This window comes from Microcoleus sp. M2_D5, from assembly GCF_036701935.1.
GTDB lineage: Bacteria > Cyanobacteriota > Cyanobacteriia > Cyanobacteriales > Microcoleaceae > Microcoleus.
Genome location: NZ_JAUBRP010000048.1, coordinates 26,630 through 47,730, shown reverse-complemented (window position 1 = coordinate 47,730; position 21,101 = coordinate 26,630). Strand labels below are relative to the sequence as shown.

Annotated in this window: 16 protein-coding genes; 8 read left to right on the top strand and 8 right to left on the bottom strand. The window is 46.0% G+C overall.

What is annotated here, in order from left to right; genetic code table 11:
- The 5 genes from QUA50_RS19590 to QUA50_RS19570 form a co-directional block, all read right to left on the bottom strand.
- On the bottom strand, positions 1–599 hold a 599-nt coding region (locus tag QUA50_RS19590; RefSeq protein ID WP_333266079.1), incomplete at its 3' end, for a hypothetical protein.
- Positions 600–1,011: 412 nt separating this feature from the next.
- Complete coding sequence (locus QUA50_RS19585) at positions 1,012–2,424, bottom strand: cytochrome c biogenesis protein (RefSeq protein WP_333266081.1); 1,413 nt, start codon at positions 2,422–2,424, stop codon at positions 1,012–1,014.
- A 338-nt stretch (positions 2,425–2,762) separates the two neighbouring features.
- Complete coding sequence (locus QUA50_RS19580; protein ID WP_445243183.1) at positions 2,763–3,494, bottom strand: cytochrome c biogenesis protein CcdA; 732 nt, start codon at positions 3,492–3,494, stop codon at positions 2,763–2,765.
- 627 nt (positions 3,495–4,121) lie between these two features.
- A complete protein-coding gene (locus QUA50_RS19575) occupies positions 4,122–4,826 on the bottom strand; it encodes a pentapeptide repeat-containing protein (protein WP_333266083.1) in 705 nt (234 codons plus the stop codon).
- 216 nt (positions 4,827–5,042) lie between these two features.
- On the bottom strand, positions 5,043–5,189 hold the full coding sequence (locus QUA50_RS19570) for a hypothetical protein (protein WP_333266084.1): 147 nt from the start codon (positions 5,187–5,189) through the stop codon (positions 5,043–5,045).
- Positions 5,190–5,364: 175 nt separating this feature from the next.
- Between QUA50_RS19570 and QUA50_RS19565 the strand changes: the two genes are divergently transcribed.
- Positions 5,365–6,075, top strand: coding sequence for a tetratricopeptide repeat protein (locus tag QUA50_RS19565; RefSeq protein ID WP_333266086.1), 711 nt, complete (start codon positions 5,365–5,367; stop codon positions 6,073–6,075).
- A gap of 66 nt (positions 6,076–6,141) precedes the next feature.
- On the opposite strand, the gene QUA50_RS19560 is transcribed toward QUA50_RS19565, so the two are convergent.
- Complete coding sequence (locus QUA50_RS19560) at positions 6,142–7,488, bottom strand: peptidylprolyl isomerase (RefSeq protein WP_333266088.1); 1,347 nt, start codon at positions 7,486–7,488, stop codon at positions 6,142–6,144.
- Positions 7,489–7,606: 118 nt separating this feature from the next.
- On the opposite strand from QUA50_RS19560, the gene QUA50_RS19555 reads away from it, so the two are divergent.
- Complete coding sequence (locus QUA50_RS19555) at positions 7,607–8,158, top strand: peroxiredoxin (protein WP_333266090.1); 552 nt, start codon at positions 7,607–7,609, stop codon at positions 8,156–8,158.
- 475 nt (positions 8,159–8,633) lie between these two features.
- Here QUA50_RS19555 and QUA50_RS19550 read toward each other — a convergent pair whose 3' ends face one another.
- Positions 8,634–9,173: a phosphate-starvation-inducible PsiE family protein gene (locus QUA50_RS19550; RefSeq protein ID WP_333266092.1), complete on the bottom strand. Its 540-nt coding sequence runs from the start codon at positions 9,171–9,173 to the stop codon at positions 8,634–8,636.
- Between the two features lie 381 nt (positions 9,174–9,554).
- Here QUA50_RS19550 and QUA50_RS19545 point away from each other — a divergent pair, with 381 nt between their 5' ends.
- Complete coding sequence (locus QUA50_RS19545; protein WP_015178829.1) at positions 9,555–10,157, top strand: superoxide dismutase; 603 nt, start codon at positions 9,555–9,557, stop codon at positions 10,155–10,157.
- A gap of 501 nt (positions 10,158–10,658) precedes the next feature.
- On the opposite strand, the gene QUA50_RS19540 is transcribed toward QUA50_RS19545, so the two are convergent.
- Positions 10,659–13,406 (bottom strand): bifunctional acetate--CoA ligase family protein/GNAT family N-acetyltransferase, encoded by a 2,748-nt coding sequence (locus tag QUA50_RS19540; RefSeq protein ID WP_333266094.1) that lies wholly within the window; start codon positions 13,404–13,406, stop codon positions 10,659–10,661.
- Positions 13,407–13,830: 424 nt separating this feature from the next.
- On the opposite strand from QUA50_RS19540, the gene pflB reads away from it, so the two are divergent.
- The 5 genes from pflB to QUA50_RS19515 all read left to right on the top strand — a co-directional run bounded on the left by pflB (position 13,831) and on the right by QUA50_RS19515 (position 21,036).
- On the top strand, positions 13,831–16,059 hold the full coding sequence (gene pflB, locus QUA50_RS19535) for a formate C-acetyltransferase (RefSeq protein WP_333266096.1): 2,229 nt from the start codon (positions 13,831–13,833) through the stop codon (positions 16,057–16,059).
- A gap of 377 nt (positions 16,060–16,436) precedes the next feature.
- The gene (gene pflA, locus QUA50_RS19530) at positions 16,437–17,177 is read left to right on the top strand and encodes a pyruvate formate-lyase-activating protein (RefSeq protein WP_333266097.1); all 741 of its coding nucleotides are present in this window, start codon (positions 16,437–16,439) and stop codon (positions 17,175–17,177) included.
- A gap of 134 nt (positions 17,178–17,311) precedes the next feature.
- Positions 17,312–19,942 carry a bifunctional acetaldehyde-CoA/alcohol dehydrogenase gene (adhE, locus tag QUA50_RS19525; RefSeq protein ID WP_333266099.1) on the top strand — a complete coding sequence of 877 codons (2,631 nt, stop codon included), beginning with the start codon at positions 17,312–17,314 and terminating at the stop codon, positions 19,940–19,942.
- 359 nt (positions 19,943–20,301) lie between these two features.
- Positions 20,302–20,595, top strand: a complete 294-nt coding sequence (gene clpS, locus QUA50_RS19520; RefSeq protein WP_015178834.1) for an ATP-dependent Clp protease adapter ClpS — start codon at positions 20,302–20,304, stop codon at positions 20,593–20,595.
- A gap of 123 nt (positions 20,596–20,718) precedes the next feature.
- Positions 20,719–21,036: a hypothetical protein gene (locus QUA50_RS19515; protein ID WP_333266101.1), complete on the top strand. Its 318-nt coding sequence runs from the start codon at positions 20,719–20,721 to the stop codon at positions 21,034–21,036.
- Positions 21,037–21,101 lie beyond the last annotated feature (65 nt).

Genomic DNA, 21,101 nt, shown 5'->3' with positions numbered 1-21,101 from the left:
TACAACAAACTACATTGAAATTTAGTCGGATTTAACTGTAGCATATTTTGGGTTCCAGTTAAGATGCGTTTACCCTGACGCTTACAGCCCTCTTCATAAATTTTCTGGCTGGCATCGTTAATAGTAGATTTAACTTTCTTCCAGGATTTGCCAAAAATATCTTTTAAATCTTTAATATCGGTTTCTATGTCATTTAATCCAGCAAAACCTTTTCCTCTTAGTCGCTCTAAGTAATAGCCTTTATTCATGTCAAAAATCATATCTAAAAGTGCCAGTGCCACCACAAGAGCAATAGCGCCAGCAATGGGACTGGTAATAGCACCGATCAGGGGTACACCCGTCCAAGGTATAACGGAATAAGCCATGAAAGTCACAATGCTACTAATTACCAGTAGTCCAACAGTAATAATTTTTCGCTCTGTGGCAGATGAGTCAATATCTGAATACAAAATTTTGAGGAGCCGAATATATGAGGGAATTTTGGGAATGCGAGTCAGAGCGAACTTGATAACAGGAGCCAGTACAGGAATCAAAAGAGCGAAAAGCGCACTGAGTATAGGTAAAACTGTTTGAAGGACAAAAGGAACGATAATTGGCATAAAAAAATACCAGGATAAGTTGATCCATAGTTATTGAGTTTTTTTAAATTTAAATAACTATGGGTAGATGATATCTCTTGTTGTGAAGATTTACAATTGTATAGTCACTGACTTTTATTAAAAATTACCTGATTAGCAGTACCATAATTTACGTAAATTCACTTATTTTCCGATATAAAATCTATTGCATTCGTGTCACCAACCAGGCTCAAACCCATAATGAAGGTCGCTTGTAGTCGAGTCTCTATCTCCCTAAATCCCCTTAAAAAGGGAGTAGGGCGTGACTTTGAATGCTCTTCCCCCTTTTTAAGGGGGGCTAAGAGAGATCGAGGGGATTGTGACTCAGACAGAAGACTGATACTACCTTTTACCTGGTTGTTGACATCAATGGTGGGCAATGCCCACCATAAAATTAATTTTGACTAGCTAGAGAAGTCGGCGCTATTTCGCTCTTTTCTTCCTCTTGTTTCGATTCTGCCAACTTGTCCAAAATCTCCACAACTTCTCTTTCAAAAGTCACCTGAGCGCGATTTGTGCGCCCGCCGACGTATAGTTTGCCGTCCTTTTCCAAAGCCCAAATCTGCGAGTGAGACAGATAGCTCATCAGCACACTAAGCATTAGCAACCCGAAGCCAGTATAAACGATCGGAATACCAGGATCGGCTTTAATTTGCAATCCCGTACTGCCTACAACTTCGTCAATTGTCAGCATGACTCCGTTAACTTCCACCGCCGTGCCGGCGCGAACTGTAGTTAACAATTTGCCATCCGTACCGTACACTAAAATCGTTCCTTGCAAGTCTTTTGCTAGCAGAGAAACTCCCGCACTCAAATCTGGTTTTGTGGGAATCCAAGCACCCCAAATTCGGCCTTTACCTTGGGTGTCTAGCTGAGCCATTGGCAATTGTAAAACCGGGCTTTTGTTGAGGCGAACTCGCACGGCGGCTATTGCCCAATCTGCTTGATAAAATGTGACTCCCCGATATCTGAGGGGCTCGTTAACGTGAATGGTTTTACGATCGACCTCTTGGCCTGTTTTGTCCAAAACTGACAGGTCAGAGTAAAATTGGTCGATCGCACCGCTCGGACTATAATCAATCCAGAACCGATTAACTCGCATCGACCAATCCTTCGGTATTTGCGGCCCCGCCCAAGGCCCCGCATCCAAGATATTCTGCACCTGAAATGTTTCGCCGCTGGCAACCATTTCTTGACCTAGAAATCCCGTCATTGCGCCCCATATCGACCCAGTTAAAATAATTAGCATACTGGCGTGAACAATAATCGGGCCGACTTTGCCAATTATTCCCTTGCGGGCATAAACTTTTTCGCCTTCTCGAAATATGCGGTAGTTTTTTTGCTGCAAAAGTGGTTCTAACGAAGTTAAAGCAACTGTTTCTAATTCCGCACTGAGAGCTAATTTTTCAAACTGCTTTGGTTCTTCATAAAATTTCCAGCGGCGGGCGGCTTTTAGTGCGGGAAATTGTCGGGTAAATGTACAAGCTGTTAAGCTGCTGCCGAACAAAATTAGGATTGACAAAAACCACCAAGTGCGGTATACGTGGTCAAGTCCTGCAATTAGCACAACTTTCCAAGTTAGGAAGCCGAACAAAGCAGGGTGTTCTGGATAGTTAGATTGGTAAAAGGGTACTGATTGGCCTTGTTCGATGACAGTGCCGGAAATGCTGAAAAATGCGATCGCCAGCAGCAAGATAATTGCCAGCCGCAAATCTGCTAGCACCGGCAAAATTTCTCGCTTGAAAAACTTTTGAGGGGCAGTCGCCCAGCTTGAGACTTTTGATAGAAATACTTCTTTTGATGTCATTGGTAATTAGGAAGAAAGTTCGGCAACGAGCAATGTACGGGATGTAACGGATGTCAGCAAGTTCGGCAACGAGCAATGTACGGGATGTAACGGATGGCACAAGGGAGAAGGAAGAGAAAGGAGGTAAAAAAAGATGAACAAAATATTATTATGTTTATTGAAAAAGTCTCAATCAATTTTGAATTCTTTCTCTTTTCTTTCTTTCTTCCTTCGTGTTCTAGCGCTTACGCGCGGTTTCGCCTAACGCGTCTTCGCGGTTCGTGAAAAAAAAGTTAATTCACGCATTCCATAGTGATTGCTATATCTCTCAATAAGGACTGAAGTCCAGAGAACGAAAGTTACGCGGGAAGGATGCGATAAAGCAGAGAGAAAACGCCAAATCCTACTAGCAAAACACCGCTAACAGGCGTAATCCAACTCGACCACCGACGTAATTCTAACAGCTTTTTTATGCTGGCAGTGAAAGTACCTGCTATTATTAGCGGAGCGACGTAGCCAGCAGCGTAAAACAGCAGTAACACACCGCCTAAAACTGTATCTCCCGTTTTGGAAACCCAAGCTAAGAGTGTAGCTAAAACCGGAGTGCTGCAGGGAGAGGCTACTAAACCAAAAGTTAAGCCCAATAAGTACGATCGCACGCCCGCCGGCAAATCTTTCGGTACCCACCCCACAGCGTCGAAAGACGGCATTTGCAAGGGTAAAGCTTCGAGTAAATTCAGCCCCATTAGAATAGCAATAATGCTGACAATAATTGGCAAACCCAGGCCAATTTTGCCGTAAACTTGTCCGGCAAATGATGCTACAATACCTAAACCCGCAAGGGTGGTGGCTAATCCCAGGGAAAACCACGCCGACTGGGCTGCTGCTTGCAGGCGACTTTTTGCTTCGTATCCGCCGATGTAGCCGATCGTGATCGGCAACATTGAAAGCATACAGGGCGTTAAGCTTGTTAGCAACCCTGCCAGAAAGATGACTCCGACGCTGACTAAACTGAGGTTTGTCAGTTGAGTATTTACTAAGTTATTAGCAAATTGTGCGAGTTCGTAAAGTTGAGTTTGCAAGGTTTCCATCAGTCGATTTTAGATTTTAGATTTTAGATTTTAGATTTTAAATTTTAGATTGAGTCCACAGCCCATCGATTTTAGATTTTAGATTTTAGATGGACTCCACAGCCGATTTTAGATTTTAGATTTTAGAGAGACTCTACAGATGAATCTGGGAGATTAAACTCAATATCTAATATTTTTGCTCTCCACGACTCCTGTCGGGGGCTTGTACCCCTAGGCAGGTGACTTCAGGTTCGGGGCTGTTCTGGCTTTGTTGAAAATTGTAACAGATGCGCGCAGGTTCGGTTTGAGATTTAAGATTTTAGCGAGATTTACTGGTTGGGAGTTAAAAGGTCGATCGCACCCTGGTTTAAATTGATATCTTGACCGCAAGCATCCAGGATACCCGCCACGTGATTCATTCCTTCGGAGACTCAGGAGGGAGAAATAAAAACCTGTATCCGATGAAACTTGCCGAACGTATCTATCCGTGGGGTCAAGGCTTCAATCTAAAATCTAAAATCTAAAATCGCGCAATCGATTGACAGCATCCTCAACAAGCTGTTGGCAACGGGCGCAGCTACACCCGATAATGCGAAATCGGCATGAAAGCCTGTTGTTGAAATTATTCAAGCAGACTTTAATTTTACTCTACTGTAAATTAAAGCCACTTTCTTCATTAATAGACCCATCCGGCATTATTGCCCCTGCCAGCACCGCACCTCTGAGATTTGCTCTCGTTAAAGTAGCGCCTTCTAAATTAGCATTGCTCAAATTTGTGACTTGTTTGGAACCTCGGAAAAAGAAGCTGTGCAAGTCAGCACCTGTCAAATTACTGTCGGCCAAATTAGCATATTGCAAATCCGCACCGTGCAGCGTCGCATCAGCCAAATTAGCTTCCGTGAGATTGCTTCCCCAAAGTCGAGAATCTAAGACATTAGCATCTTGTAAATTGGCGCGGCTCAGATTTGCCAAAGTCAGATTAGCATCCCACAACTTCGTGCCGTTGAAATTAGCTTCTGTCAAATTGGCTCGACTGAGATCCGTGCCTAAAATATCAGCATTTGCTAAATTAGCGCCGGTGAGGTCTGCGTCAGAAAGGTCAGCATTTTTTAAGTTAGCACCGGACAAATTAGCGCCGCTCAAATTAGCGCCGCTCAAATTAGCTTCTTGGAGATTAGCGCCCCGCAAATCGACAGCGCTCAAATCGCATTGCTTCCACAGAAAGCTGACGCACCAATTATCTTTTAATAGGTGACTCAAATCCTCCCCATTCGCGGCCATCACAGGAGGAGTTAAGTAGAGAGTGAACAGGACGATCGCCAACAATGCAGCGAAGAAAATTTTCAACCTCATAACTTTTTTCAGTGACACTAATTTGTGCCATAAATTATTGATGCCTAATCAAAGCATAACAAATAATCGGCAACTTTCCTCAGCAATATTACTCAAAAATAATAGTGATTTGTGGAACAGGCCGGAAAGCCTGTTCTTGAGAATGGTGCTCTGGGGGCGAGTAAAAACCGGGTTTAAGATGGCCGTGTTCGATGGACAAATCCCGATCGAATATCGCTACAAAGTAATACTTGCTGCCGACAGTTGCGATCGCTCTCCCAGGGGCATACCTGCAAACAATCCCGGTAGGAACTGCTCAATATGGGAAGAAAGAAAGCGCAAATATAGCAGGGAAACCTTATATTTAAAGGGTTGTAGACGCATTTGTTCACAATTGCGATCGTCATCACTAACTAAGCCGAACTTTCATCACACAAGTCAATGCCCCAGCATCACCAAATCTCATCAAACTTATCACGAGCCTGACACTACGGATATCACTGTCAGTAGCTGAAGTAAGGAGGAAAATAAGAGCATACAGTTGAACACCACTCCTCCCATGCCTACTATCCCCCTTCTCCCAACCCAATTAGTTGTCACAACTATTTTCAATTCGATCGAATCTTTGGGATTCACTAATATTACCGGCGTATTTTCGGGGGAGCAAACTGAATCCCGACAAGAGGCAAATTTAAAAGTTAGTACCAAAAAGTTTTACACTCAGGGTTTAAAAAATCTCGAACAACAAGACTTGGAGGGCGCTATTAAAAATTTTACTGCCACAATTAACATTAATCCGCAATTCGCGTCAGCTTACAACGATCGCGGTGTGGCCCGCTACAAATTAGGCTACAAGCAATCGGCGATCGAAGATTTAACTACCGCCATCGAACTCAATCCTTACCGAGCCAAGTATTACAGCAATCGGGGGTTCATGCTGACTCGTTTAAAACATTATACTGCGGCGATCGCCGATTACAACTCGGCACTCCTGCTCAACCCTAATCTAGCTCAATCTTACTTTGACCGAGGTGCTATCCGCCTGCAAATGGAGAATTCCCTAGCAGCACTAGCTGATTTTGAGTCAGCAATTCGCCTCGATAACGATTTTGCTAAAGCTTATTTTAACCGAGGAGTGATTAGATATAAATTGAGAGAGGTTCATGGAGCATTTGAGGATTTCCAGAAGGCAGCGGGGCTTTTTAAGCTGCAGGGGAGAATGGATTATTATCAAGATGCGGTTTCTAAAATTAGTCAGCTATGGTATTAGTCATTGGTCATTGGTCATTGGTCATTGGTAAGGTGCTTGTGGCGCACCCTACACCTATAGTTAAAGTTAGCCGATTCTGATAGCAGAATCTCCGGGTGGCAAGCCACCAAGTGGGGAAACATTACTAGCTGTAATTGCAAAAGCAGCACTTTGAACTACTGCGGGGGCAACATTTTGAACCACAGCCGTTCCACCATCTATCAATCGAATGAGAGTGTTGCTTCCGGACGGAATGAATGAGACAGTTGATAAATTGCTGGTAGCAATGCCAATACGATCGCCCTCTCCCGGTTTAAAATCAAGTATGATATCGGTGTCATTATTTAACAAAAGCGTAGTTATGTCCGAGGTGCTTACAACAAAAGTATCTGCACCATTACCACCAGTGAGAGTATCGCTGCCAGTATCGCCGATTAAAACATCGTTACCATCGCCGCCGATTAAAACATCGTTACCTCTGCCGCCTCGCAAAAAGTCGTTACCAGCATCGGCATTGATAATATCGTCGCCGAGATTTCCGTTGATAATATCGTCGCCCACACCGCCGCTAATGGAGTCGTTACCTTTGCCGCCTCTGAGAAAGTCGTCGCCTGCTTCGCCCGTGAGGGTATCGTTACCTTGGCTGCCGTTAATTGCATCAGCCGTCGGTGAACCGAGGATGCGATCGTTGGCGCTACCTCCCACTACACCGCTGGGATTTTGCTGAGAGTCTTGGGAAGTGACTTGATAGTTGTTAGGGGTGTTTGGCAACTTGAGGGATCGCAAAGATAGATTTACGAAATTGGTAGTATTAATTAAATCGTTGAGCGCATTAACATCGGTAATGATGCTAGAAACCCGGCTGGGAACGATTCCTTGAACGACTTTTGCAGTTGAAAGGCGATCGCCCTGCTGCACCGCATTCACCGTTTCAAAACCTCCAATAACGTTGCCAAAAACAGCATAACTACCATCCAAAAATGGCAAATCATCCAAAGCAAAATAAAACTGCGAAGAAGCCGAATCCAAAGCATTAGAACGAGCCATTGCCACAGCCCCTCGATTATGCTGTAACTGTGGCGTCTGAGTTACAACTTGGTTGTAAACAGGTTGCGCGGCCCCTTGCGGCTTGATTTCCAAAGGAATAAAACGCGGCTGATTAGTCTCCGGGTCAATAAAACTACCAGTTCCCAATTGACTTGCTGGAATTGTAGTATCTCTGCTGCGCGGATCGCCTCCTTGCACCACAAAAGGATCTGGCTGGCGCACAACTCGGTGAAACATCACCCCGTCGTAAATGCCGCGTTCAACTAAGTCAACAAAATTTCCCCCAGTAATCGGGGCATTAGTGCCGTCTACTTCGATCGTAACGGGTTGACCGTTAATTACCTGGACTACTATAGCTTTGCCTGTTAACGGGAGTGCAGCGCTCATGGGTAAATTGCTATTTGAGTGAGTGATCTTTGGGTTTTAGAAGCAATCCGCGAATTGCCCCTACCATTTAATCAGAAAACTGTAAACTTGTCTTAAGTACAATTCTACTTCTAAATTTATGATGTCCCGTCGCAAGTTTTTTAGCACTTTATTGGCAATTTGTCTAGTTTTTCTAAGTTTCAATTTGGCCACACCTGCATTTGCCCTCGGTGGCAAGCTTCCGACAGTGAATCAACCAGCACCGGATTTTAGTTTGCCGACAAACAGCGGCGACGGACAAGTGTCCCTGTCCGATTATCGCGGTAAGTGGCTGGTAGTCTATTTTTATCCGAAAGACTTTACATCGGGATGTACGATCGAAGCACGGAGATTTCAGGAAGACTTGCCGAAATACTTGGCAAAGAATACTCAAATTATCGGTATTAGCGCTGATGATGTCGATTCCCACGCGGAATTTTGCGATTCGGAAGGTTTGAAGTTTCCGCTGTTAGCTGATACGGATGGTAAAGTGAGTAAAGCTTACGGTTCTTGGATGAGTTTCATCTCGGCGCGGCACAGTTTTATTATTGACCCTGAAGGCGTTTTGCGCGAAACTTTTGTGAAGATTAATCCGGCGATTCATTCTAAAGAAGTGTTTGCCCGGTTGCAGGAATTGCAGGTTAACGGGTAATTCCATTTTAGATTTTAGATTTTAGATTTTAGATGGGAATCATTGGGAATGACTGATGAAGCTTGTGTTTGTATTTAAGACTACATTACTCTGTATTTTCAGAGGATTTTAGTTTTCGCTGCAAACGTTATCAGGTTGATTTTAGGAATGAGAATTAAATAACTTCCACTCTTGAAAGTGGGATGGGCTCTTATAGCCCGTCCACTCATGACGGGCTATAAGAGCCCATCCCACAAGAACAATTAAAATTATAAGTTATTTAATTCGCGATCCTTAACTCACATCTTGCACCATTCTCAATCATCCTTTTTTAGGTGGGATATCCTGCCCACCCTAGGAGAAAATCTACTCTTTGTGGAACGGGCCCCAGAGCCCGTTCTTGACAATGGTGCAACATCTCAGTTTTACCGGAAATGATAGCTGTAACGTGACAAGCGATAAAAGACTAAATCTAAAATCGCCTGTCCTGCCATATTCAATGAGAATTAAACTTGCTATCAACTGCAACAGGATCGGAAAAAGATTCAGGCGCTGAAAATTTTCTATTTCTGTTAGCCATGCGACGTTCTGGGTCAATTCCCTCGAAGGTTGGCGGCAACCAAACTCGGACTACCAACAACACTGCCAAAACCAGCAAAAATGCGCCTGTTGATAATATTTGAACCGAGGGAGTTTCCAGCACTCCTCGCACTATCACTTCTCGCAAAACTGATACAATACAAACTTCCACAGCTACACCGATCGAAACTCTTTTTTCTTGCAAGTAAATAATTAGCAAGCGAAATAATTCCACTAAAACTAATAGAAATAAAATATCTGCCGTGACTTCCTGGAAATTCAAAGGAGGTAGCAGCGAGAAGAACATTTCTCGCAGTTCTAGCACCATGAAACAAAACAAACCAATACATAGGGAAATTACAATTAAGTCTTGGACTGTTTCCAGACCGGTGACGATTAATTGCAAATTCAACCATTGAGGGGGGTTACTCGACGAGTTGTTTAAAGGCTTTTCCATTGACAGATCCTGCAACTTGTTTGGCTTTCTTACAGCTTAATTGAACTTAGGTTAATCTATGGCAATTTACAGGTTTAATCTCTTTATCAGTCTCATAAAATTTCTATCGGTTGACAATTTCACACACACTTTTATTTGCCACCCAGGTGGCTTGACATTTAGTGAGACTTTATGCTATGTGAATCCTGCAATAAGTAGCTTTGATAGCTAAAAAATACAAGTCTGAATGCTGAAATGCCCCAACTGCTATAAAATATGAAAATTGTAAAGAATTATTTACCACAGCTTGATAAACTCAAGCTAGCAACTCTCGGCTTTAATCATACAAAAGCCGGAAAGTTAGCCCAAAAACCAAAAGTAATCCAGAGAGGATTGAACACAATGGCATTTGAACTTGCACCGTTACCCTTCGCCGCTGACGCCCTAGAGCCAGCTCATATGTCGGCCAACACTTTTTCGTTCCACCACGACAAGCACCACGCTGCTTACGTGACCAATCTGAATAAACTGATTGAAGGAACGGAAATGGCGAGCAAATCCCTTGAAGAAATTGTCAAGGAATCTGCTAAAGACCCATCCAAAGCCGGCATTTTCAACAATGCAGGTCAAGTTTGGAACCACAATTTTTTCTGGAATTCCCTCAAACCGGGCGGCGGCGGCACTCCGACAGGAGCTTTAGCTGACAAAATTAACGCCGACTTCGGCAGCTTCGACAAATTCAAAGAAGAATTCAAGACGGCTGCGACAACTCAGTTCGGTAGCGGCTGGGCTTGGCTAGTTTTAGACAACGGTACTTTGAAAGTTACCAAAACTGCTAACGCTGACACGCCGGTAGCACACGGTCAAACTCCGTTGCTGACTTTGGATGTGTGGGAACACGCTTATTATTTGGATTTCCAAAACCGCCGTCCCGACTACATTACTAATTTCTTGGATAATTTGGCTAACTGGGATTTCGCAGCAGCAAATTTGGCTGCGGCTTAGTAGCATCTTAGTTTGAGGACTAAAGTCCTCATATCATGTCCTCACGATTAACCGTAATATCCCGGTCGGGGCGGGTTTTTGAGATTGTCCATTGTTGGCAGGTATTGTTGGTGAACCCGCCCCTACAAGAATTACGGTCCCTCGACCGGACATTATCTCACTACAAACCGATAAAGTTTGTAGTGAGGACTAAAGTTGTGATGAATGAGAATTATATTGATTCCGGTTGCACCGTCCGTGATTGTTGACTGTTGACTGTGAGTCAAAAAACTGAAAATGGCGCGCTTGTTTGTTGGCAGCTTGATTCAACTTTATCAGGACAATGAAACGCGGATTTGATATCATTGGGGCGCAGCCGGAATTGATATTATCTGAGATGTTGCACCATTATCAAGAACAGGCAAGATGCATGTTCCACAAAGAGTAAATTTTCTTGTGGGGTGGGCAGGAGAGCCCGCCCCTAAAAGGTTTATCGAGAATGGTGCAACATCTCAGTATTATTTAACCAAACTTGCTGCAAACAAAAACAGCTTTCAACATTCCTTCGTCTCGGTCTGGTTGGAGTTCAAATCCGAGTTTTTTACAGAGGCTCTGCATCTTGTAGTTGCTATTGAGAATGTAGCCGACGATCGCCTCTAATTTCTCTTCCTGACCAATTTGCAACATCCGCCTCAATAATTCTGTTCCCAAACCTCGCTGCTGATAGCTATCGCTAACGATGAGGGCAAATTCGGCTTGGTTTGTGCCGTGGAGTTTGCTCAGACGCGCTACTCCCAAAATCCGGTGTTCTGAGGTTTCCGAGTCCTTGCGATCGGCTACTAACACCATTTCTCGATCGTAGTCAATAAAACAAATCCGGGTCAAACGTTCGTGAGCGATGCGGTGCTTTAACTTTACCATGTGAGCGTAGCGCAAATAGACGCTCTCTTCCGAAAGTTCTTCGTGGAACAGCACCATCAGCGGCTCATCTTCTGGACGAATCGGACGGATGGTGATGGGACGATCGCCGTTAGTTGACCATGTTTGAACGTATTGCGTAGGATAGGGGCGAATCGCGGGTGAAATGGGGTTTTCCGTTGTCTGGAGAACAACACGGGCATCAAGAGCGATCGCACCTTCAGGAGAAACCAACAGTGGATTAATATCGAGCTCGGAAATTTGAGGTTGCTCGACAATCAGTTGACTGAAACGAACTAATAACTGTTCGAGTTGTACCAGGTCAATTGCCGATCGACCGCGCACTCCTTGCAAAGCTTTATAGATGCGCGTTTGCTCCATCATCCGCCGCGCTAGGGTAGTATTTAAAGGCGGAAGTGCGAGCGATCGATCTTGAAAGACTTCCACTAATTGTCCGCCGGAACCAAACAGCATCACCGGCCCGAATTGCGGGTCGATACTGCTACCCAAAATTAATTCGTAGCCCTCTAAATGCACCATCGGCTGCACGGTGACGCCGAGAAACGCTGCGGGCTCGATCGCCCGCACCCGATCTGATATCCCCTCAAAGGCACTAATTACAGCGCTAGAACTGCTTAAATTTAGTTGTACGCCCCCCACCTCAGTTTTGTGAGTAATCGTCTCAGAATGGAGTTTGAGCACCACTGGATAACCCAGGCGATCGGCAATTTCCACAGCTTCGGCCGCACTCGCTGCAATTTCTGTCGCTACGGTGGGAATCCCGTAAGCTGCTAGCAACTGTTTTGATTCGTACTCGGTTAACAAAGTGCGATTTTTTTGGCGGGCGGCAGTCAAAATCTTCGCAGCAGTCGCACACCCGGAAGTCTCGATTTCGCAATCAGCGGGGAGAGATGGCGTTTCGTAGATAGCGCGCAGGTTGTACGTGTACCGCCACATATAGTTGAATAACCTGACGGCGGTATCGGGATAAGGGAAAGTCGGAATATTTGCCTGATTGAGAATTTTCGTTCCCGCTGAAACTTCCACACCGCCCATCCAGCTTGCTAATAAGGGCTTTGGGAGTTTGCTGTAAGACTTGAGTTTTTCTGCGGTTTGGGTGGGATTTGTCATCGCTTGTGGTGTCAGAATGACCAGCAATCCGTCACTATTGGGATCGGGAGCGACAACTTCTAGTGTTTTGGCGTAAAGATCGCTACTAGCATCGCCCAAAATATCGATCGGGTTGTGATGACTCCACTGAGGTGGCAAAAACTCATCAAGCCGCTGCACCGTCTCCGGTGCCAAATCTGCCAGGGCACCGCCACCGCTAATTAACTCATCGGTGGCGATCGCCCCCGGGCCTCCTGCATTGGTGACGATCGACAGTCGGTTGCCCTGCGGTCGCGGTTGCTTGGCCAGAATTTCTGCCATGTCGAACAAATCGGAAATCGTATGTACCCGCAACGCGCCGCAGCGGCGGAAAGCAGCGTTAAGCACGTCATCGCTGCCGGTCAAAGCTCCCGTATGGGAAGCGGCGGCTTGGGCGGCGGCGGCGGTACGTCCTACCTTGAGAATGATGATCGGTTTGTCGATCGCCACTGGGCGGGCGGCGGACAGGAACGAACGAGCATCACCCATTGATTCCATGTACAAAACGATACTGTGGGTGTGGGGGTCGTCCCCGAAATACTCGATCAGATCGCCCCAGCCGACATCGAGCATAGAGCCGATCGATACAAAGGCGCTAAAACCGACATTTTCCCCCAAACTCCAGTCGAGAATCGAAGTACAGAGGGCGCCGCTTTGACTGATGAAAGCGACATTACCCGGACGGGCGATCGTACCTGCAAAAGTAGCATTGAGCCCGAGCACGGGATTCATCACGCCCAGGCAATTCGGGCCGATAATCCGCATTCCGCCCCGACGCGCCTCGGCCATAACTTGCTGTTCTAAAGCCTCCCCAGCCGCACCAATCTCTTTGAAGCCAGCAGAAACAATAATTGCCCCTTTCACCCCAGCAGCGATACATTCGCGGATCACTTGCGGCACCCCAGCAGCAGGCGTAGCAATCACCGCCAGATCGACTCTTTCCGGGACGCTAGCAATGTCAGGATAAGACTTGAGTCCCAAGACGCTGCGGCGCTGCGGATTCACTGGAAAAACTGTTCCGCCAAACGGATTCCGAATCAAGTTCCACAGGAGAGTGCGCCCGACGCTTCCTTCTCTCTCTGTTGCGCCGATTACAGCCACGGACTGAGGTTTAAAAATCCGATCGAGCGGATGACGCTGTTCTTTCCAAATATCGTGAGCCGGATCGCTCGCAGTGCTTTGATTTCTTACATTTATCTGCATAATACCCTACTTCAATTAATCAGCAATTAATATTGCTCTACTTTCGATAAAACTTCTGGCATCAAATCCGAACTATTTTTCTGCTATTCTTCTGCTATTTTTCTGCTTTTTCTTCCTCTTCTTCTGGTCTTCGCGGTTCGCGACCAAAAATCTCATTGCGGGTTTCCTACCGACCCGCCATTAAACAACATTTCCGTTGTCAAAGTGTTAGTTCGGAATCCCATTTTGTCAGAGCTTCCTCAAACATCCCAGAGGATGTTCTGCATACTATCTATCTTAATTCTTCCCACATAATTAGCAAGTCAAGTTTTGTAACAAAGAGCGAACAGGCTATTTAAAATATTGAGATTAAATATATAGTAGATATAGCGGTAGAAAAATAAAAAGTATATCGCTAACACAAAGATTGAGGTGAAAGGAAGCTATGTTAGTACAATGGCACGGCTTTACTGAAGGCAACTGGACAAAGGAAGTCAACGTCAGAGACTTCATTCAAAAAAATTACACCCCCTACGAAGGGAATGCAGAATTTCTCGCAGCACCAACCGAAAAAACCCAGCAGCTTTGGCAAAAAGTCCTGGAACTAATGAAGCAAGAGCGCGAAAAAGGTGTATTGGATGTTGATACAAAAGTTCCCACATCCATCACCGCTCATGCAGCAGGATACATCGATCGCGACTTAGAACAAATAGTAGGTTTGCAAACCGATCGACCTTTGAAACGCGCGATTATGCCCTTTGGCGGGATTCGCGTTGTCAAGGCAGGTTTAGAAGCTTACGGCTATCAGCTCGATCGGCAAACAGAAGAAATATTTACGAAATATCGCAAAACTCATAACGATGGTGTATTCGATGCTTACACGCGCTCGATGCGTCTGGCGAGACGTTCTGGTATCATCACAGGTTTGCCAGATGCCTACGGACGCGGGCGCATTATCGGTGACTATCGGCGCGTGGCTTTGTACGGTGTCGATCGCCTGATTGATGATAAAAAAACACAGCAAGAATCGCTCGAACTAGACGCGATGGACGAAGCAACAATTCGCTTGCGCGAAGAGTTATCCGAGCAAATTCGGGCATTGTTTGAGTTAAAAGAAATGGCTGCCAGCTACGGCTTTGATATTGGCCGTCCGGCGGCAAATGCACGAGAAGCTGTCCAGTGGGTGTATTTTGGCTACTTGGGAGCAGTGAAAGAACAAAACGGGGCAGCGATGTCTCTCGGCCGCGTATCGACGTTTTTAGACATTTATTTCGATCGCGATTTGCAAAGCGGCGCGAATTCCGAAGTGGAATTGCAAGAACTAATCGACCATTTTGTCATGAAACTCCGCATGGTGCGGTTTTTGCGAACTCCCGACTATAACGCTCTGTTTTCTGGCGATCCAACTTGGGTAACAGAGGCGATCGGCGGTATCAGCGATGACGGTAGAACATTGGTAACTCGCAACAGTTTCCGATTCTTGCACACCCTCTCAAACCTCGGTACTGCACCCGAACCAAATCTCACCGTTTTGTGGTCGGAAAACTTGCCGGACAACTTCAAAGAATTCTGTGCCAAGGTATCCAGCGAGACGAGCTCGATTCAGTACGAAAACGACGACTTGATGCGCCCTCAATACGGCGATGATTACGCGATCGCCTGTTGTGTTTCCGCCATGCGAATTGGCAAGCAAATGCAGTTTTTCGGCGCGCGAGTTAACTTGGCCAAGACTTTGCTCTATGCGATTAACGGCGGTAAAGATGAGAAGTCCGGCGACCAAATCGCGCCGCAGTTCCCGCCGATTACTACCGAATATCTCGATTATGACGAGGTAAGAGCCAGGTTCCGCGACATGATGGCGTGGTTGGCAAAAACGTATATCAATACGTTGAATGTCATTCACTATATGCACGACAAATACTGCTACGAACGCCTGGAAATGGCATTGCACGATCGCGATGTTTACCGGACAATGGCCTGCGGAATTGCCGGATTGTCGGTGGTGGCGGACTCCCTGTCGGCGATTAAAAACGCTAAAGTTAAGGTGATTCGCAACGAGGAAGGTTTGGCCGTAGATTACTCGATCGAAGGAGAATACCCCAAATACGGCAATAATGACGATCGCGCAGACAGTATAGCCATCGAACTCGTGCAAAGCTTCATGAACGAAATTCGCCAGCACAAAACCTACCGCGGCGCTGTAGCGACTCAATCGGTACTCACTATTACCTCTAACGTAGTTTACGGCAAAAAAACTGGTAGCACTCCCGACGGACGCAAAGCAGGCGAACCCTTTGCTCCGGGCGCTAACCCGATGCACGGCCGAGATTCCTGTGGGGCGATCGCATCCTTATCTTCTGTAGCAAAACTGCCTTACAGTGATTGTCAAGATGGCATATCGAATACTTTTTCGATTCTACCGCAAGCCTTGGGCAGAATGGAGAGCGATCGGACTAACAACCTAGTTAGTCTTATAGACGGTTACTTCCACGATGGCGGCCATCACATCAATGTTAACGCGCTCGATCGGCAAACATTACTAGATGCGATGGAACATCCAGAAAACTATCCCCAGCTAACAATTCGCGTCTCCGGTTATGCAGTTAATTTCATCAAACTTACCCGCGAACAGCAATTAGATGTGATTAAACGGACTTTCCACGAACGCGTCTAAATCCCATTGGAATCGGCGGTTTAAACCGCTCAAGAGTCAAACGAAGTCCGAGCCGAGGGGGACTCAAGAAGCGCCTACATAATTGGTTCTGCATAACTCTTTTTTCTTCTAGTTTCGCTGTTGAACCGTGAAGCCAGATCGCCCCTAACCCCCCTTAAGAAGGGGGGAACAAGAGTATTCTTGAATTCCCCCGACTATCTGGGGATTCGAGGGGAAACGCCCACTTCTCAAAGTCAACCCCTACTCCCCTTCTTAAGGGGGATTTAGGGGGATCTAGCCTCAGCAACCAAACGAAAAATCCGCAAGTTTCCAGGCTTAAGTTAACCCAGCCATCCCGCTCATCCCTAGTCTCAAAATCCCAACAAACAGCAAAATCAATGTCTGGAATTGGTCGCATTCATTCAATCGAAACATTTGGCACTGTAGACGGCCCCGGAATCCGGTTTATCGTCTTCACCCAAGGCTGTCCCTTACGCTGTCTGTACTGTCATAATCCCGACTGCCGCAACTCCCACGATGGTAAAGAAGTAACCGTCGATTATTTAATCGATCAAATTACAAAATGTAAATCATACCTGCGGAAAGGAGGCGTGACCGTCAGCGGCGGCGAACCGTTGATGCAGCCGGATTTTGTCAGAGAAATCTTTACCCGCTGTCATCAAATGGGCTTGCATACAGCCCTAGACACATCAGGATTCTGTCTTTTAGAAGTTGCTAAACCAGTTCTAGAAAAGACCGATCTGGTTTTATTGGACATCAAATCCTACATTCCCGAACTGTATTACAAAGTCACCAACGTTTCCATCGAGCCTACTTTAGCAATGGCCAAATATCTCAGCGAAATTGATAAGCCGACCTGGATTCGATTCGTTCTAGTTCCTCACCTCACCGATCACATAGAAAACGTAGAAAAACTAGCGGAGTTTATTGCCAATCTGAACAATGTGGAAAAAGTCGAAGTATTACCCTTTCATAAAATGGGAGAATACAAATGGGAACAATTAAAACTGGATTACGAGCTCAAAGATACACCTCCAGCTTCACCGGAGCTCGTGCAACAAACAGTTGACATTTTTCGCAGCCGCGGGGTAAAAGCCATCGGAGCTAGCGGTATATAATAATTAAAATACCTCGTGCAAAAATCGCAAACAATCTTGAAAATATCTGCGGTGCTCTGCGTTAATCTGCGGTTTTCCTACCCCTCACAAAGTTAGGCAATAATTATCAAGAAAACAACATCAGGATCGAACCCATGAAAGTTACCAATTTAGATGAATTAGAACTGCTCATTCAAAAAGTGAAAGCAGCCCAAGCTGAATTTGCTACCTACACTCAAGAACAGGTCGATCGCATATTCAAGCAAGCAGCTTTAGCCGCTAATGCCGCCCGCATTCCCTTAGCCAAAGCAGCAGTCAAAGAATCGGGAATGGGAGTCATCGAAGATAAAGCAATCAAAAATCATTTTGCCTCGGAAATGATTTACAACAAATACAAAAACGACAAGACTTGCGGTATCATCGAGTCCGATCGGCATTTTGGCTACGAACGCATTGCCGAACCCGTGGGATTGCTAGCGGGAATCGTTCCTGTAACTAACCCGACTTCCACCACCATTTTTAAATCTTTAATCGTGCTCAAGACGAGAAATGGCATTATATTTTCGCCCCATCCCCGGGCAAAATCCTGCACGGCTGCGGCGGCAAAAATCATCCTCGATGCTGCTGTAGCAGCAGGAGCACCACCGGATATTATTGGGTGGATTGACGAGCCCACTGTGCCGCTTTCCCAAGCTTTGATGCAGCACCCCGATATCAAACTAATTTTGGCAACTGGCGGGCCGGGAATGGTAAAAGCTGCCTACTCTTCAGGACATCCATCCCTCGGTGTCGGCGCGGGCAATACTCCCGCCATCATCGATGAAACCGCCCACATCCAAATGGCTGTCAGCTCAATTTTGCTCAGCAAAACTTTCGACAACGGCACGATTTGTGCTTCGGAACAATCGGTGGTTGTTGTTGATGAGGTGTACGATGCAGTGCAACTGGAGTTTATCAAGCGCGGTGCTTATTTCCTCAATGCACAAGAACGGGAAAAAGTGCGGCAGGTAATCTTAATTGATGGTCGATTGAATGCCGAAATTGTCGGTCAATCGGTGCAAAAAGTGGCGGAGATTGCGGGTTTTACAGTGCCGTCAAACATCAGGGTTTTGATTGGAGAAGTGGATGCGATAGGTAAAGAAGAACCCTTTGCTTGTGAAAAACTTTCGCCGATTCTCGCAATGTACCGCGCCAAGGACTTTACGGAAGCAGTAGAAAAAGCCGAAGCGCTGATAATTTTTGGCGGACACGGACATACTTCTGTACTCTACACCGCCCCCCACAATCAGAACCACATTCGTTATTTTGAAAGCAAACTAGAGACTTCGCGGGTGCTGATTAATACCCCTTCTTCTCAAGGTGCGATCGGCGATTTGTACAATTTCCGCCTCGATCCTTCCCTTACCCTCGGTTGCGGTAGCTGGGGCGATAATTCGATTTCTGTCAACGTGACACCCCATCACCTGCTCAATATCAAAACCGTAGCAGAAAGGCGCGAGAATATGCTCTGGTTCCGCATTCCTCCGAAGATTTATTTTAAGTCGGGTTGTCTTCCTGTAGCTTTGAGGGATCTTGCAGGTAAGAAACGTGCTTTGATCGTGACGGACAAACCTTTGTTTGAATTGGGATTGATTAAGGAAGTCACAGATAGTTTGGAAGAAATCGGCATCGATCACTACACATTTTACGATGTGGAACCAGATCCTTCGCTTGCTACTGTTCGCAAAGGTTTAGAAATATGCAACAGTTTCCATCCAGATGTGATTGTTGCTTTTGGTGGTGGCTCGCCGATGGATGCTGCTAAAGTAATGTGGCTGATGTACGAGCATCCAGAAATTGAGTTTGAAGGATTGGCGATGCGGTTTATGGATATTCGGAAGCGGGTATACGAACTGCCGCCTTTGGGTTCAAAGGCAATTATGGTGGCAATTCCAACTACTTCGGGCACGGGTTCGGAAGTCACGCCTTTTGCGGTTGTTACGGATGAACGATCGGGGATTAAGTATCCGCTGGCTGATTATGCTCTGACTCCGAGTATGGCGATCGTCGATCCAGAACTTACGCTGAATATGCCCCGGAAACTGACTGCTTACGGCGGCATTGATGCGCTAACCCACGCTTTAGAAGCTTATGTTTCTGTGTTGGCTTCTGAGTATACAAATGGTTTGGCTTTAGAAGCGATTCGTTTGCTGTTTAAATACCTGCCCAGCGCTTACAAAAATGGTGCTAACGATCCGAAAGCGCGGGAGAAAGTACATTATGCTGCTACGATCGCCGGGATGGCATTTGCCAACTCTTTTCTGGGGGTTTGTCACTCAATGGCTCACCAATTAGGTGCAACTTGCCACGTCCCTCACGGTTTAGCAAATGCGCTGATGATTTCCCACGTAATTCGCTACAATGCAACGGATGTTCCGTTCAAACAAGCGATTTTTTCTCAAAACAAGTATCCTAACAGCAAGTGGCGTTATGCTCGAATTGCAGATTATCTGAATTTGGGCGGCGATACGGAAGATGAGAAAGTTGAAAAGTTGATCGCAGCCGTGGAAGATTTGAAGCGTCAGGTAGATATTCCGAGTACGATTCAGGAGGCTCTCGCCAGTCAGGGAATGAGCGATGATTTCTTCTTTGCTCGCGTTGAGGAAATGGCCGATCGCGCTTTTGACGATCAGTGTACCGGAGCGAACCCCCGCTATCCGCTGATTGAAGATTTAAAGCAACTTCTGCTGCAAGCGTACTCTGACGGCGACACTTCTGAGGTCGATCGAGTGTTAACTGCAGTTTAATCGCCGCGGTGCCATAGATTTCTCCTCACAAGCCTGTCATATCATGTCCGGTCGAGCGACGGCGATTTTTGTAGGGGCGGGTTCGCCAACAATGCCTGCCCACAATCTCCCATCTCAAAAACCCGCCCCGACCGGGATATTATGGTTAATCGATCGGACATGATATCAATGGGGGGCAGGATACCTAACTCCTACTCCCCACAAGAGTTTCTGGAGAATTTTAACGCAGGGCTCGGTGGTGAAAATAAACCCCGAAGCGGATCGAAATACCAAGTAGGGGTTAAAAAATTCTGAAATTGTGTTATAATTTTAGAGGTAACTATTTTACGAATTTTGTAGTTTCAGTGGCTGTTCGCGCGATGACCTCTTCACCAACCATAGCACCCGTTCGATCGAGTCAAGTTACCCGCAAACCTTATCCCAACTATCGGGTAATAGTTCTCAACGACGATTTCAACACATTTCAGCACGTTGTGGAATGTTTGACGAAATACATTCCAGGGATGACGAGCGATCGAGCTTGGAAACTCGCCAACCAAATCCACCACGAAGGCCAGGCCACCGTCTGGGTTGGCCCCCAAGAGCAAGCAGAACTTTATCATATGCAATTGAGCCGTGCGGGGCTGACAATGGCTCCGCTAGAGTCAGCTTAACATTTTTTAACTGACAGTTACAATACTTACTTTGAAACTTGCCAAAATGGCAACATCACTTCATCCTCTTGATTTAGATTATGTGTCAATACACCTAATCTTTTACTCAAGTAGGATACTCTTATGAATCATCCTTTCGATCTAGATATTGCCGATCTCGAAGCAGTTGATTTGGATTTTGAAGAGACGCTAACTGATGAAGAGTCCACCCGCATCGGAGGTGGAATTCGTTTCACGACTCTGGCTCTATGTGAAGAAGGTGGGGGTGGTCCGATACACTGTATCTCAGCTCCCTGTCCGGGAAGTGAAGGAGGAGGAGGATTTCCTCCCAAGCCTATTCCCATTGACCCTCCGGTGACCACTCTGGCTATAGGTGAAGAGGGTGGAGGACCTTACACGAAAGCTTGGTTTGAAGGCGGTGGAGGCCCTCTTGATTGGTAATATCATTCGTGCCGACAATGGTAGAGATTCTGCCTAATTCCTGAATAAGACTTTCAAAGATTCAG